Raw genomic sequence first — 15,153 nt, forward strand, 5'->3', positions numbered from 1 at the left:
CCTGATATTAATACAGTAGAACAACAGGAGCTTCGGCATGAATTATAAAAGCATTCTGGTCCATATCGATGACCGCCCGACCTGTTCGACACGGACGGCTGCCGCAGTCGGGCTGGCGGCTCAACACCAGTCACTGTTGACCGGGATCTATATTATTTCACAGATGTACTTCTCTCATCACCGCGCTGAATTTGTTGCCCGGGCCGAAGCGGCGCGTAAGAAATTTGAAGAGCAGGCAGCCAAGGCCAATGTACGCACCGAGTGGATTCTGGTTGACTGTCAGACCAGTCGCATCGATTTGATCAATGCTCTGAATCTCCATGCCCACTATCATGATCTTCTGGTGCTCAGCCAGACCGATAGCTCCGCTGATGAGCAGGGGGTGCCGGATAACCTGCCGGAAAAAGCGGTGCTGGGCAGTGGTCGGCCGGTATTGATTGTCCCTTACGCCGGGCGCTATAAAAACGAGTACAAGCAGATTCTCATGGCCTGGCGTGGCGGACCGGAATCCTGCCGGGCACTACACGACTCGATGCCGATTCTGCGCCGCGCGGATCATATCCGGGTGGTGACGGTTCACGGCCCGGGAGGGGATGAAGTCTATCATGCTCATAAGGCTGATATCAGCAAGCATATGGCTCGGTATCAACTGCCCCTCTCCTGTGAGAAGCGCATCAGTGGTGACTTGAGTATCGGCGATCTGCTGTTGAATATGACGGCTGATTGCGGAGCTGATCTGCTGGTGATGGGGGCAACCTCGCAGACGCGCCGTGGTCAGCAGACCCTGGGTGAGACCGGACGTCACCTGCTTAAATGTATGACGTTGCCGGTGCTGATGTCCAATTAATGTCTGATCGTCTGGTTGTCATGAGCTAGCCGACGGTTGGTCGCAAACTCCACCGCTACGGCTTCGGGGTTTTTCCGGAACAGGATAAAGGCAGCGCGAATGAATGAGAAACAAGTGGCAGGACTTTGAGCGGGTCGAGCTCAGCGACAGGGTAAGGTCACAAACCTTTGGTCGGTTCGAATACCAGGGGGGATGAAACTCCCGAATTGGTTAGCTCTATTCTTTTCGTTTTTTCTTGTATTTTTTGTCCTCATACATATGCAAATCAGCCAGTAGCATGGCATCTCTGAGTTCATTGCTATTGTGGGCCGTTGCCGCGCCGAGGGAGAGTTGCATCGATATTTCCTGATCATCATAATGAAATGTTGCGTGACTCTGGCGTACCCGCAGAAGCGCCTCATCGGTGCTTGTTGTTTGCGGTAGCAAAAGCGCAAATTCGTCCCCGCCGATGCGGGCGACGACATCTTCCGGGCGAACGGCATGGCGTAGCACTTTAGCGGCAAGCTTGATCATCAGGTCTCCCGCTGTATGCCCGAAGGTGTCATTGGTTTTTTTGAGATCATCGACATCCGCGATAATGACGCTGACGGGGTAAAGGCGACTGTCCATCAACCGTTCCAGCTCCGCGTCAAAAAATGAGCGGTTAAATAGACCGGTCAAGGTATCGCGGGTGTTTAGATAATGGAGCCTTTCTTCATACTGCTTCTGCTTTGTGATATCAATGAGGGCAAAGAGGCACTCCTTCATCGATGCGGTCCTCAAGGCTTCGATCCGCACGATAAGTGGTGTCTTTTTCATATTCAGTAGCGTTACTTCACCCTCTACCTTTTCCCGGCCAGCAAAAATCTTTTCGAGAAAAATAGCGAAAGAGGCTCTATCTTCAGGGGTCACATACTGGCCAAAGCGTTTTCCAAGCAGGAGTGAATGTTCACTGTCCAAGAGATTCGCGCCAATCAGGTTAACGCCCTGGATGGTGCCGTCGCGAGCCAGAGTGAAGTAGCCAACCGGGGCGAAATCGTATAGGTTGGTATACATGGCGAGGGCTATTTCCAGTTCATTTCTGATCCGCCGCAGTTCGGCGTTCTGCATTTCCAGTTCGAGTTGGTGCACCTGCAGTTCATGAAGAAGACCCTGGATTTCAGAGTCTGTTCGAGAAATAGTTTTCCCTGATCGTTGCATGAACAGATAGTCCTCAGCTCGGTGGCGCAATCGGTTACCTTCAGGCGCGGAATTTTTTTGATGATCCACAATGTCTCCAGTAAGTTAAGGGGATTGCCACTCTTGTTACGGAGCTGTCATGATCCGGACGCCATTATTTTCAACTACCAACCTTGCTGGTGTCTCCACCCTGGTTGTCTGCGAACAGATTGTCGCCGCTGATCTGTTCAGCAACCTTGCGGAAATGGAAACCGTACACCGCATAGGTAATGGCTAGCGGGAAAAGCCGGGGTTTGCGGAACAACGACCAGAAGAAGAGTTTCCAGTAATGGATGCGTTCCTTGCCAAGCACCCCGAGAAACAGCATTGATTTAAAGAGAGCCCCCAGGTGCCCCTGCTGCAAATGAAATCCGGTCTGAGGCCGGGGCTGGTATTCGCGAAAGAGCCGGGTTACCCGTTGGTAGAATTGCTTGGGGGCATAGATGGTGGTAAGGATGTCCTGGTAACCGGCAATCAGGGACTCTGCTTTCATGCGGGGGACAAAATTCAGATCAATGGCGGTATTGTCACCTGAGGAGCTCTTGAGCAACCGTCCTTCCTGTTCCATCCGTTGATGAAGTTTAGTGCCGCGCAGGACGGAGAGCACTCCGACCATGGCGGTGACAATGCCGCTCTCTTGAATGAAGCGGATCTGCTGGTCGAAAATTGAGATCGGATCGCTATCGAAGCCGACGATGAAGCCGCCGTGAACCTGAAGCCCGGCCTGCTGGATACGTTTGACCGAGAGGAGCAGGTCGCGGTTTCTGTTTTGGCTCTTGCCACTCTCAAAAAGCCCGCCGTCATGTGGTGTTTCAATGCCGATAAAGACCTCTTCGAAGCCGGCGGCTACCATCAAGTTCAGCAGTTCCACATCGTCGGCGAGATCAATCGACGCTTCGGTGTAGAAATAAAAAGGATAGTTTCTGGTTTTCATCCAATCAATAAGGGCCGGCAGAATCTCTTGCTTAAGCTTGGGTTTATCGCCGATGAAGTTGTCATCGACGAAGAAGATCGCGCCTCGCCAACCCCCGGCATAGAGACTTTCGAGTTCGGCCAAAAGAAGCGACAGGGGTTTGCTGCGGGGTCGGCGACCAAAGAGAGAGGTGATATCGCAGAACTCACAGTCAAAAGGACAACCTCGCCCGTACTGGACATTCATGGCGGCATAGTCGCGCATTCTGACCAGATTCCAGAGGGGTGTGGGCGTCTGTTCGAGCTGCGCCCACCCCTCTGCATGATAGATACGCCGCGGCGTGCCGCCCTGCAGATCCTCGAGAAAACGGGGCAGGGTGATCTCCGCCTCACCCAGCACCAGATGATCAACCTCAATAAAATCTTCATGACAAGAGGTAAACAGGGGACCGCCGGCGACGATTTTTACTCCCAACGGTAAACAGCGCTCAATAACCTCGTCTGCCGAGGCGCGCTGGATGCTCATGGCACTGATGAAAACGTAATCGGCCCATTGCAGGTCTGCGTCGGCAAGGGGCCGCACGTTCATATCGACCAGCCTTTTTCCCCAACTGTCCGGCAGCATCGCCGCCACCGTCATCAGACCCAGTGGCGGAAAACTCGCTTTACGGCCAATGAATTTCATGGCGTAGCGAAAACTCCAGAACGTGGCGGGATAGTGCGGGTAGACAAGCAGAATGTTCATTTTACAATCAGATCGTTCTTCACACTTTTAACCCCGGGAACGCTACCTGCTACTTCTCCAGCCCTGCTGATATTCCGCTTGGAGTCGACGAAGCCGCTCAACTGGACGACACCCTTGCGGGTCTCGACGCTGATCTGCATCACTTTCAGGTCCGGATCATCAAAAATGGCTGTTTTGACCTTGGTCGTAATGACTGTGTCGTCGACATAATCTCCAGGGCTTGATTGTTTTGTCGTAGAGGCACAACCCATGAATGCAATCGTCATCACTAATAGAACCAGAAACTTCATTAATTGCAGCGGTTTAAACATGATATTTCTCCTTTGTGGTTGAATGATATTGCCCCCCCAAAAGGGGCGAGGTGAAACAGTTTTTCAGGGAACAGTTCGACCGCTTCAGTCGAGCTGAGCTTCCTGAATAGTGTTCACCGGAAACTTAAATACGACCTCTGCCCTGAATGACATTGAGCACCACGACGATCAAGGCAAGGACCAAAAGAATATGAATAAACCCCCCCATGGTGTAACTGCTGACCAGGCCCAGAGCCCAGAGAACAATGAGGATAACGGCAACGGTCCACAACATAATGATTCTCCTTTGTTAAAGTTTTCGCCCCTGTAACTATTTGTTGATCAGGCGCCGAAAAGCGTTTTTGGTACTGGCCATTACTTCGGTTGGTGATCGTCCCTCAATTTCTCCTGCTGCCCATGATCAGCAGCACAATACCGCCGACCAGAGCAACACCTCCGACAACCGGAGGTAGTGGAAATGTTTTGGTTTTCTCTGCCGTCATTTGCAATGGCCCGAGATCGATAACTTTTTCTTTGCTTGTGTAGCTGATGCCCTGATAGGCAAAAGCAAAAACCGCTATGACGATGAGGACGACTCCCAATAACATTTGTGGTTTCATTTGCGGTATTCTCCTTTTGGTTACTTGTACCCATTAAGCATCATTGCGTTGATCTTTCTGATTTCCCCCTGTACCTGACCAGAAATATGCTCGGTTTTGCCCGCGCACATGAGTTCGGAATTGTGTATTATTTTTCCGAACGCCTCCCTGATCTTACCTCTTATCTGGTGCCACTTGCTTTCTAGTTGATCCCTCTTGCCTGATTCCATGTGCTCTCCATATGTTGAACCTGATTAATTTCCATCTCGAAACAGTACTTTTCTGAACAAGAATCCTGCATTCTGCCCCGCCGGGTTAGTAGATGATCCTTGCTGACTTCGCACCAGCCAAAAGGTTTGAATGTGGCTTTGTCATTTTGGTAATATTTCATTGCGAGCAATCCCTTGTGTGTCTTTAGTATTTTCGCTCGAGGATTTGTCCATCATCATCTGAAATGATGACCTCGACCCGCCGGTTACGCTGCCGTCCTGCGGCCGATTCGTTGCCGGCAACGGGAAACTCGATGCCATAACCGCGGATCTTGAGCCGACGTGAATCAACACCTCGGCTTGTGAGGGCATTGCGTACCGCATCAGCGCGGCGTTCGGAGAGACCCTGGTTGTATTTCGCGGTGCCGGTACTATCGGTAAAACCTTCGATCAAGACATTGCGTTTCGGGTATTCGGCCAGAAAGGCAGCGAGTTTGTCGATGGTGTACTGGGTTCCTGAACGCAGCTCGCTTTTATTGATGTCGAACAGAACATCACCCAAAGTGATGACCAGGCCCCGTTCCGATTTGCTGGCCTCCAGCTCAGCGATTTGCGCCTCCAGTTTTTTTCGCTGTTCGGCGGCCAGCAGCGCTTCTGCCCTGGTTTTTTCCGCTTCGGCGGACATCGCTCCAACCTGCAGACGAGATGCGTCGGCCTGTTCAGTGGCGATCAGCGCTTTGTTTTTTTCAGCTTCGGCTAATTGCTGTGCCTGTTCCGCTTCCCGGGTGCGGGCCTGCAGAAGGACTGCGTTGCGTTCTGCGCTGGCCGCATCCAGTGTCTGTTCAGCCAGTTTGACCTTGGACACTTCCTGGGCAATGGCGGTACGTTGTTTGGCAAGATAGGCGAAGTGCTCCACTTCCGCAGCCTCGGCCCCTTCGTTTAGCGATTTGTCGGCCTGATCCAGATCGTTTTTGGCTTTTTGTAGTTCAAGTGCCGCATTCTTCTGCACATCGGGGTCGCTCTGGGCTTCAGCAAACGCTGACCGCGCTTGTTCCAGCATGGCATTTTCCTGGACGACGGAGCTGCAACCAGATAGCAGTATGCCGGCAACTGATGCCCCGAGCAGAAACATCAGGGGCGATGAAAATAACTTCATGGTGGTCTCCTTTAATAAATAGCTGTGATAATTCAGGTGCTAGCGGGATATCTCTTGTTGCAAAATACGAATACTTTCTTGCAATTCGACCACAACCTTTTGTGATTTGGCGGAGCGTGCCTTGGCCTCTGCCAGGTTGGCATCGACCATGGCTTCATCAGCGAGACGCCCGGCTTTGATATTTTCTTGCAGGTTCAAGGCAAGTTTGGCCTGGCTAAGTTTGTCTCGCGCTGCTTTAAGTTCTACCGGAGCGAATTCTACGGCCCCGGAACTTTCCGCCTGGATGATCGACTGGGTGGCCAAGGTGACCTGCCTATCCGGGGCAGGGGCCTGAACGGCACAACCAGCCAGGACAACGATGAATAACGTGACCAGACACGCCTTAAACAACCTCAAGGTTTTCATTCTCATTATCTCTTCTCCTGTTTCATTTGCGTTTTTGAGTGTTTCCACATGGAAAAACGTCTCGTGCGCACACAATCGTCTTCCTTGTTCAATGGCAATAAGCATGCCGCCGGGGACCGGCGAAGGAACCTGCTGATTATTAAGGGTTAAGTACCGGTTGGAGGTGTAAGTGCGGTGGCAGCCGTCAATGCCATCCGTCAAAGCTGGCGCAACTGTCATATGTGGCGGGCTAAAAATGTAACCTGGCGAATAGTTACCCTTATGTCACTTTGATGTTCTGGATATCCACTTCACTGAAGGCTGCCCTGCAAACCCGGCAGCCTCTCGTACCCTTCTGAGATCATCGGCAGCCTTCAGTGATATCTCGGCGCGAACCAGAAGCAGACGGGCGTGTCGCAGGCCATTGTCGCGTAGCGCATGGTTATCGATCACGGCAAGTGCTTCGCGGACCTTGAACAACCGTACTACCACTTAGACCGTGCCCGCCCCATCGCGGGCGCGCCCCCTCTGTGGGCACCTTTAACGCCCCGTCCTCTGGGCGGGGTTTTTTACTCCTTGAGCATGAACGTCAACACACCCTTATCGAGATTTCCAATAAAAGCACGTCCTTCACTCTTGATGGGCGATGCGGACAATTTCGTTGGCGATATCCTTAGGGGAAAGGATAAAATCGATATATCCGCTGGCGATTGCGCTCTCAGGCATATCCGGTTCTCTGGCAGTGTCAGGTTTCTGCGCAAAGGTAATGCCGCCGACCTCTTTGATGCCGGGCAAGGCTGCGGCTCCATCGCCATCAAGGCCGGAGACAATGACGGCAATCAGTTTGCCATCCCAGTTCCGGGTCAAGGAGCGCATAAAAACCGTAATCACGTCGGGCCATCCCCTCGGCTTTGATATTGACGTGAGCCGAAATTCTCCATTAAGAACGTGTAAGTCCCGTTTTTCCGGGATGACGAATACATGGTTGGGTTCGATGTCCAGCTTTTCTGTGATCAGCTCCACCGGCATCGTGGTGTAGCGCGGGAGAATCTCGTGAAGACGGGTGGCGACGCTTCTTAGGTGATTGACGATGACAATGGCAACGCCCATATCGGCCGGCAGATGCTTTAATAAACGGATGTACGCATCAAGGCCACCAGCTGAGCCGCCGATACAAACGATAGGGTAGTTTTTTGAAGTAGTTCTGGTTTTCATTTACCTCTACTACGTCGGACAAGGTTGTTTTTTGCGCAAGCAGGGACTGCCTCGGGCGTTCCGGTGATCTGATTCCTGAAATTATCTCCTGAGAAAATCTTCACGCCGTTTGTTGATGTTCCCAGAGCAGCGAATGCAGCAGGTGCCCGCCGATATGAAAGGAAAGTTCCTTGAAGGTCGCCCTGGTGTCAACGTCGGCCTGGTCTTCCCGGGACTTATTCATCATCTGGAGGATGGTGTTCGCGCCATTGACGTAGGCAGCGTGGTGTTTGTCGTGGTGCAGCCGTAAGAGGTCTTCTGATATCACCGGTGCCGGCGCATCGTAGTCATATTTGAGCTTCGGTAGTTGGTACATTTTGGCTGTCTCCATCTGGCTCTCTCCGGTGTTGGTTTTTATGTTAAGCGCGGAATTCGCGTATGGCTGTACTTCATCCAAATCGAAATCGCTATCGGGATCGCTATCGAAGTTGAAATCGCTATCGAAATCGGGATCGCAATCGCGGCATTTCTCTTCAGCCACGATTTCGATCCCGATAGCGATCCCGATAGCGATTTGGACTACTTCATGATCATTTTACATTCGTCCGCTGACCACCAGAAAAATCACAATTAAAAGCACCAATCCAATGCCGCCACTGGGAATGGCTCCCCAGCTTCTGCTGTAACCCCAGGTTGGCAAGGCACCGATCAGCAGTAAAACCAGTATGATCAATAAAATTGTTCCTATTCCCATGATGTCTCTCCCTAGATGTTTGGTGTGGATGCAGAGCTTTAATGAGCAACAAGCATGCCCATGCTGACCAACCTCATAGGCCTCGCAACTATCTGAAATTGATAAGAAAAAAAGAGATCAGAGGAGAGTTGTTGGTGAGCCCGGCAGACGCCACCGTCATATTTAGTATAGCTGTCAGATATGGCGGAAGTTGCAGCAGCATCTATTGATGCTGGTCAACCTTGACTGCAGGATCTTCTCTCTTTTCCATTTTAGTGTACCGCTCTTTTTAGAACGTCGCGGTGAAAAGCCTAATCGTCCTCGACCAGACCGAACTCGCGGAGCAGTACGCCGATCTGGGTTTTGTCGAGCTTTTTCATCAGCAGATTGCGCACGAAGTCAGGCCCTGGAATGTTGATCTCCTCGCCGTCGCGCAGGCTGCCGGTTGCGGACAAAAGGGTACGAATGTCGTAGGTGGAGTTGAAGACCTCCGGCACGCCGCGCCCGATGGCGAGCAGGGTGTAGACAGCCTCCATCGGCGTACGTACCGAGTATTCGGTGGTGAAGATGCAATCGCGCTGCCGGGATTCTGCGAACTGTCCGATGAAGGCGAAGTTGACAGCGCCCTCGGGCACCACGTCCGGGCGATCACCGGTCTGGCGTGGCATGAAGAAAGCGGTCACGTACGGCATCATTACCGGCACGGTTATCGCGCCGGTTGCGGCCAGTTCGGGGATGTCCTCGACCGGCACACCCAGGTGGTAGAGCCATTCCTGGGTGATCTCCTCACCGCTGCAGTCCTGCATCGGTTTCTTCACGTAATCGCCGGGTTTCTCGACGAACAGCGAGTAGACCCAGGCCACGATCTGGTCTTTCGGCTGCTGCTTGAAATGCGGTTGTCGGTTCACCGTCCAACTGAGCAGCCAGGATGAGTCCTTCGCGGTCACGATGCCGCCAGTCACCACCTTGCCGCTGAACGGATCACGCTTGGCGATCTTCTGAATGTACTTCGGGATGCGCTGATCGAGGGTAGTGACGGTGGCCGACTCCCATTTAGTCTCGGGGATGTGCGAACCGAACACCTCCGGTCGCCCGAACGCCGGATCCTTGGCGGCGATGCGCCGCCACAAATCCCACGCCGGAGCAGGCCCGACATTGAGCTTGGCCGGGGTGTGGTGGTCACCGTTGTCGGAGTTTTCGGTCAGCGAGCCGATGGTCATGAAGACCAGGTCGTCGGGGCCGAGATCGACGCCGCCGGCAACGGCTTCCTTACGCCAGTGGATACGGGTCGCCAGCTTGCGTCCGGGTGCGATGTTAAAATCGACATCGGTCACCTCGGTGGCGTATTGGAACACCACGCCGTGATCCTGCAGCCAAGTGACCAGTGGCAGGACCAGCGACTCGTATTGATTGTACTTGGTGAACTTCAGTGTGGAGAAGTCCGGCATCCCTTTGATCTGGTGGATGAAACGGTGCAGGTAGAGCTTCATCTCCAACGCCGAGTGCCACTCCTCGTAGGCAAACATCGTGCGCCAGTAGAGCCAGAAATTGCTGCCGAAGAATTCCTCCCCGAAGACCTCGTTGATGCGCTTGTTTTCCATCTCTTCGCGGGTGGCCAGAAAGAGCTTGACGATCTCCTTTTGCGCCTGCTCGCTGAGGGTGAACAGACCGTCGGTATGCGCGTCCTCACCTTGATTCACCGTGGCGCGCTGCAAAGAGGAGTTCGGATCGTCCTTGTCGAGCCAATAGAACTCGTCGAGCACGCTGGCCCCCTCAATCTCGAGGGACGGGATCGAACGGTACAGGTCCCACAGACATTCAAAGTGGTCTTCCATCTCGCGCCCGCCGCGGATCACGAAGCCCTTGTTCGGCTCCATGCTGCCGTCCAGCGCTCCGCCGGGCAGCTGTTGCTGCTCCAAAATGGTGATCCGGCTGCCCGACATCTGCGCGTCGCGGATCAGGAAGGCCGCGCCCGCCAGTGAAGCCAGGCCCGCGCCGACAAACCAGGCCGTTTTGTTCTCTGCTCCATTGGGTTTGCGCGGGCGGGCGAAGGCCTCGTAGTTACCATTGCTGTAGTACATAAAAAATTCCTTTTTGTTTGCCTGACGGGGTTGAACATGAATCGCCGCTGTCGTTAGCTCTCATGGCTGGGTGGGGCCAGTGTCCGATGTGCTCCTCACCCCGGGCGCGTTCTATCTGTCGGGCATTGGATATTCCCTCTTCCTGAGGGAGAGGCTAGGGTCAGGGGGTGGAAAGATGGGTGCTAATCAGTTACCTTTTTGTCCAGCTTTAGCCAGGGTTACCTCAACCTGATGGTTGCGGTGATCATCCACCAGCGGAATTGTCGTGCCCTCGATGACAACCCCGTCGAGAGTGATGCGTTGCAACAGCGACGTCGTTTCATCAGCATTGCTGATCGTGAGATGGTACATGGTCTCACGATAGCGGTAGCGGATTCTGTACGCCGGCCAGTGAGCCGGGATGCAGGGGGTAATCCGCAACTGGTTCACCTCCAGCTGCAGACCGAGCAGGGTTTCCAGGGTCAGTCGATACATCCAGCCCGAGGCTCCGGTGTACCAGGTCCAGCCGCCGCGCCCGGTGTGGGGGGGGACAGCGTAAATGTCGGCGCACATGACGTAGGGCTCGACCTGGTAGCGTGTCATCGCCTGGAGGTCGCTGCCATGGTTGACGGGATTGAGCATGGCGTATAATTCCCAGGCGCGTTGACGGTCGCCCAGCAGGGCAAATGCCATCGTCGCCCAGATGGCAGCATGGGTATATTGACCGCCGTTTTCGCGTACCCCGGGGACATAACCTTTGATGTAGCCCGGTTCCAGGGCGGATTGATCGAAGGGAGGGGTGAGCAGTTGAATCAGCTGCGCATCGCGCCGCACCAGCCTCTGGTCCAGGGCCGCCATCGCCTGGCGGGCGCGGCCGGGATCGCCGCCGCCGGAGAGGACCGCCCAGCTCTGGCTGATCGAATCGATCTGACATTCGTCGTTGCGGGATGAACCTAAAGGGGTGCCGTCGTCAAACCAGGCGCGTCGGTACCAGGCCCCATCCCAGGCATGGGTTTCGATGTTGCTGCGCAGCTGTGCTGCCTGCTCACTGCAGAGGTCGGCAAAATCCGGGTCATTGTGGGCCCGCGCCAGAGTGGTAAACAGGTTCAGATTCTCGTACAGGAACCACGCCAGCCACACGCTCTCGCCCTTGCCCTGATGGCCGACCAGATTCATCCCGTCATTCCAGTCGCCACAACCCATCAGTGGTAATTGATGCTCGCCAAAGCGTAAGCCGTGGTTGATGGCACGCGCACAATGTTCATAGAGGGTGGCCACCTCGCTCGACCGCTGCGGCTGGTCGTAGTAGGCCTCTTCTTCGGGACCCAGCAGCCGACCTTCAAGGAACGGGACGACCTCGTCGAGGATGCCGGTATCGCCGGTCGTCTGTACGTAGCGACAGGTGGCATAAGGGAGCCACAGATAGTCATCGGAGAAATGGGTACGCACCCCTTGGCCGTTTGGTGGGTGCCACCAATGTTGCACGTCGCCCTGGGGAAACTGGCGTGAGGCGCAGAGCAACAACTGTTCGCGGGCCAGCCGGGGAGTGGTATGAAGCAGGGCCATGGTGTCCTGCAGCTGATCGCGAAAGCCGTAGGCGCCGCCGGACTGGTAATAGCCGCTGCGCGCCCAGAGTCGGCAGGAGATGGTCTGGTACACCAGCCAGCCGTTGGTGATCACATCCAGCGCCGGGTCAGGTGTCTCGACCTGGACCGCGCCCAGAGTGTGATTCCAGTGCTCCCATACTGCCTCCAGCGCCAACCGGGCGCCGCCCGTGCCGCCGAATTGCCGGATCAGTTGGCGAGCCTGGTCGACATTGGCTGCGGCGCCAAAGATGAACACGATTTCGCGCTCTTGCCCTTCGGCCAGGGTCATCCGGGTTTGCACCGCGGCGCACGGATCGAGCCCTGCACCGGTTCGGTTCGACAAACGCTTGCGCTCCATCGCTGCCGGACTGGACAGTGAACCGTTGCGGCCGATGAACTCGCTGCGGTTGCCACTCACCCTGCACTCCGGCTCGCTGACCTGGGCAAAAACGACCCGATTGGCACATTCGCGGCCATAGGCGTTGCGGGCCAACAGCGCCCCGCTGTGGGGATCAATTTCGGTGACGATGTGCATCAGGTTGGCGTGGCGCCATTCACCGAGCACCAGTTCCCAATAACCGGTCAACGACAAGCTGCGCGGGCGTCGCGACTGGTTGCGTAACTTGATGACCAGGAACTTGACCGGTGCATCCATGGCGACGTAGGTGAACAGTTCCGAGGCGATACCGGCCTCGAGGTGTTCGAACACACTGTAGCCAAAACCGTGGCGGCAGACATAGCCGTTGCGCCCGGGAGTGGGGAGCGGCGTCGGCGACCAGAAGGCCCCGGTCGCATCGTCGCGAATATAGAGGGCCTCGCCGCTGGTGTCGCTTAAGGGATCGTTGTGCCAGTTGGTCAGGCGGAACTCGTGGGCATTGTCGACCCAGGTGTAGGCGCTGCCGCTCTCACTGACCACGGTGCCGATATGCGGGCCGGCGATGACGTTGGTCCACGGTGCCGGGGTGTTCTGCCCCGGTTCAAGGGTAACGACGTACTCGTGCCCATCGGGGGTGAACCCGCCCAGACCGTTGCTGAAAATGCGCTCACGGGGTAACAGGGGTTGAATCTGCTCCGCCGCTGGTTGCTGCACCGGTTCCAGACGATCTGACTGCCGATCCGGCGAAAGGCGTCGTTCTACCTGCTCGATCAGGGTGGGGACGCTGTCTTGGTAGACCACCCGGGCGACCGTCTGCAGCAACACCCGCTCGTCCTCCGAGAGTTCCTCGGCGCTGCGCACGAAGATCCCGCCCGGTTGGTTCAGCATCTGCGCCTCAGCACCGGTATTGATCATCCTCATGATCTGGTCATGCAGTTCCGCCCGGTAGGTGGAAAAATCTTCATTGACAATCACCAGATCGGCCGCCAGTCCTTTTATCCGCCAATAGGCGTGGGCTTGCAGCACCTGTTTGACCAGATCGATCCGGCTTAGGTCGCCGATGATGAGCAGGATGATCGGCAGGTCGCCGGAGATGGCAAAACGCCACAGTCCTGACTGGCCCAAGCGATTGCGGGCAATAACCTCCGCCGGGGCGCGGCGCAAGGCATTGCTGAAGACGATTGAGGTCGCCAGCCGGCCATAGCGCTGAGCCTCAGCTTCGCTGACCCCCAGCCGGCGCAGCACCTCCTGACTCTGAAACCAGGCCATCTCAAAGGCGCGCTCAACAAAGTGGCGATCACAATACTCATCCAGCAACGCCAGGGCGGTCTCACGCGTGTCTGCGACCCCGGAGATGATCTGCACGGTGACTGATTCGTCAGGGGCCAGGGTCAGGGTGCGACGGATTGCGACGATCGGGTCGAGGACCGGACCCGCCGTATTTGACAGCCGTGAACGGCGCTCATGGCCGGCAACGGCCAGCGGGTTAGCCGTGGTTCGTCCGCGCCCGACAAACTTAGAGCGATCGGTTTCAAAAGAGGGCTCGTCGCTAACGGCTCCCGGTGCCGACAGCAGGTGGAACATCCAGGGGGTCTGCTCTTCCGGCGTACGGGCGCGGCGGGTGCAAAGGATCGCCTGACGTTCAGGCAGGATTTCGGTTTGCACAAACAGATTGCTGAAGGTGCGATGGGCCAGGTCGGCGTTCAGCGGAGCCAACACAATCTCAGCATAACTGGTCAGCTCGATATGGCGAAGCCGCGACGACTGGTTGGTGAGGGTGACGCGGCGAATCTCGACATCATCCTCAGGAGAGACAGCGATTTCGGTGTGGGTGTCAATCCCCAGGTCGCGGCGCCGGTATTCAGCCCGCCCCTGGACAAAGATCGCTTCATAATGGTCGGCTCTGCGCCGCGTTGGTTGATAGGCACTGGACCAGTAGCGCCCCGTATCGCAGTCGCGCAGGTAAATAAAGGATCCCCAGCCATCGCAGGTGGCATCTTCGCGCCAGCGGGTAACGGCCAGATTGCGCCAGCGACTGTAGCCGCCGCCGACATGGGTCGCCATGACGTGGTAGTTCCCGTTGGACAACAGATGGATCTCCGGGGTCGGCGTGTCCAGGTTGGTAAAGACGCGCATGATATCGCCGGTTTCTGTGACCGGATGGGCGGTGGCGCTCACTTCAGCGGCGTGGGGGTGCAGCGTCGCCACCTGTTTGGGAATTCGTTCCTGGAGCAGCAGTTCGGTTGCTTTTAACCTGGGGTCAGACATGAAACGGCGCTGCATCGGTTGACCCTGCAGGACATGGGCAAAGGCCAGCAGGCTCATCCCCAGATGATGAGACATGAAGGTGCGCACAATGACGTGGTTTTTGCCGCGCGGCACCCGCGATGGGGTGTAATCGATCGCCTCAAAGAACCCATAGCCGCCCTGAAAGCCATGACTGGCCAGGGTCTGCAGGTTGTGGCAGGCGTCCTGCGGCATCACCGTCAATGCCAGGGCGCTGGCGTAGGGAGCGATGACCAGATCCTCGCCCAGTCCGCGCTTAAAACCGAGCCCCGGTACACCAAAGGCGCGATACTGATAGATCTGGTGCATGTCGGTGAGGTTATAGCACGACTCGGAAATGCCCCAGGGAACAGAGCGTTGTCGACCGTATTCGATGTGGCGCGCTACAGCGGCTTTGCAGGTCTGCTCCAGCAAGGTGCTGGGGTGACTCGGCATGATCAACTGGGGCATCAGGTACTCGAACATCGAACCGCTCCAGGAAATCAGGCTGACATTGCTGCCCTGGCTGGTCAGCATCCGGCCAAGGGAGAACCAATGCTTCTGGGGAACCTGCCCGGCGGCGATGAGCAGAAAACTGGC

General features: G+C 55.8%; 13 protein-coding genes. 1 reads left to right on the plus strand and 12 read right to left on the minus strand.

Annotated elements, in window-relative coordinates; all coding sequences use genetic code 11:
* The first annotated feature begins 37 nt into the window (after nucleotides 1-37).
* Complete coding sequence (locus tag AC6F7T_RS10400; RefSeq protein ID WP_500718597.1) at nucleotides 38-847, plus strand: hypothetical protein; 810 nt, start codon at nucleotides 38-40, stop codon at nucleotides 845-847.
* Nucleotides 848-1,063: 216 nt separating this feature from the next.
* Here the strand turns inward: AC6F7T_RS10400 and AC6F7T_RS10405 are convergent, their stop codons facing one another.
* The 12 genes from AC6F7T_RS10405 to AC6F7T_RS10460 all read right to left on the minus strand — a co-directional run.
* Entirely contained in the window at nucleotides 1,064-2,095 is a 1,032-nt protein-coding gene (locus AC6F7T_RS10405) for a diguanylate cyclase domain-containing protein (protein WP_500718599.1), read from the minus strand.
* Between the two features lie 70 nt (nucleotides 2,096-2,165).
* Nucleotides 2,166-3,701, minus strand: a complete 1,536-nt coding sequence (locus AC6F7T_RS10410; RefSeq protein WP_500718601.1) for a DUF4070 domain-containing protein — start codon at nucleotides 3,699-3,701, stop codon at nucleotides 2,166-2,168.
* The gene (locus AC6F7T_RS10415) at nucleotides 3,698-4,012 is read right to left on the minus strand and encodes a BON domain-containing protein (protein WP_500718603.1); all 315 of its coding nucleotides are present in this window, start codon (nucleotides 4,010-4,012) and stop codon (nucleotides 3,698-3,700) included. The genes AC6F7T_RS10410 and AC6F7T_RS10415 overlap by 4 nt, the downstream gene beginning before the upstream one ends.
* Nucleotides 4,013-4,136: 124 nt before the next feature.
* Nucleotides 4,137-4,286 carry a lmo0937 family membrane protein gene (locus tag AC6F7T_RS10420; RefSeq protein WP_500718605.1) on the minus strand — a complete coding sequence of 50 codons (150 nt, stop codon included), beginning with the start codon at nucleotides 4,284-4,286 and terminating at the stop codon, nucleotides 4,137-4,139.
* A gap of 103 nt (nucleotides 4,287-4,389) precedes the next feature.
* Nucleotides 4,390-4,611, minus strand: a complete 222-nt coding sequence (locus AC6F7T_RS10425; RefSeq protein ID WP_500718608.1) for a hypothetical protein — start codon at nucleotides 4,609-4,611, stop codon at nucleotides 4,390-4,392.
* A 393-nt stretch (nucleotides 4,612-5,004) separates the two neighbouring features.
* Nucleotides 5,005-5,955: an OmpA family protein gene (locus AC6F7T_RS10430; RefSeq protein WP_500718609.1), complete on the minus strand. Its 951-nt coding sequence runs from the start codon at nucleotides 5,953-5,955 to the stop codon at nucleotides 5,005-5,007.
* A 39-nt stretch (nucleotides 5,956-5,994) separates the two neighbouring features.
* Nucleotides 5,995-6,465 (minus strand): DUF4398 domain-containing protein, encoded by a 471-nt coding sequence (locus tag AC6F7T_RS10435; protein ID WP_500718611.1) that lies wholly within the window; start codon nucleotides 6,463-6,465, stop codon nucleotides 5,995-5,997.
* A gap of 504 nt (nucleotides 6,466-6,969) precedes the next feature.
* Nucleotides 6,970-7,554 (minus strand): chemotaxis protein CheB, encoded by a 585-nt coding sequence (locus tag AC6F7T_RS10440; RefSeq protein ID WP_500718613.1) that lies wholly within the window; start codon nucleotides 7,552-7,554, stop codon nucleotides 6,970-6,972.
* 100 nt (nucleotides 7,555-7,654) lie between these two features.
* Complete coding sequence (locus AC6F7T_RS10445) at nucleotides 7,655-8,074, minus strand: hypothetical protein (protein ID WP_500718615.1); 420 nt, start codon at nucleotides 8,072-8,074, stop codon at nucleotides 7,655-7,657.
* 54 nt (nucleotides 8,075-8,128) lie between these two features.
* Entirely contained in the window at nucleotides 8,129-8,287 is a 159-nt protein-coding gene (locus AC6F7T_RS10450; protein WP_500718617.1) for a DUF3309 family protein, read from the minus strand.
* 290 nt (nucleotides 8,288-8,577) lie between these two features.
* The gene (locus AC6F7T_RS10455) at nucleotides 8,578-10,347 is read right to left on the minus strand and encodes an oleate hydratase (RefSeq protein ID WP_500718619.1); all 1,770 of its coding nucleotides are present in this window, start codon (nucleotides 10,345-10,347) and stop codon (nucleotides 8,578-8,580) included.
* 186 nt (nucleotides 10,348-10,533) lie between these two features.
* A partial coding sequence (locus tag AC6F7T_RS10460) for a GH36-type glycosyl hydrolase domain-containing protein (RefSeq protein ID WP_500718621.1) occupies nucleotides 10,534-15,153 on the minus strand: 4,620 nt, incomplete at its 5' end.

The organism is Pelovirga sp. (genome assembly GCF_059864205.1).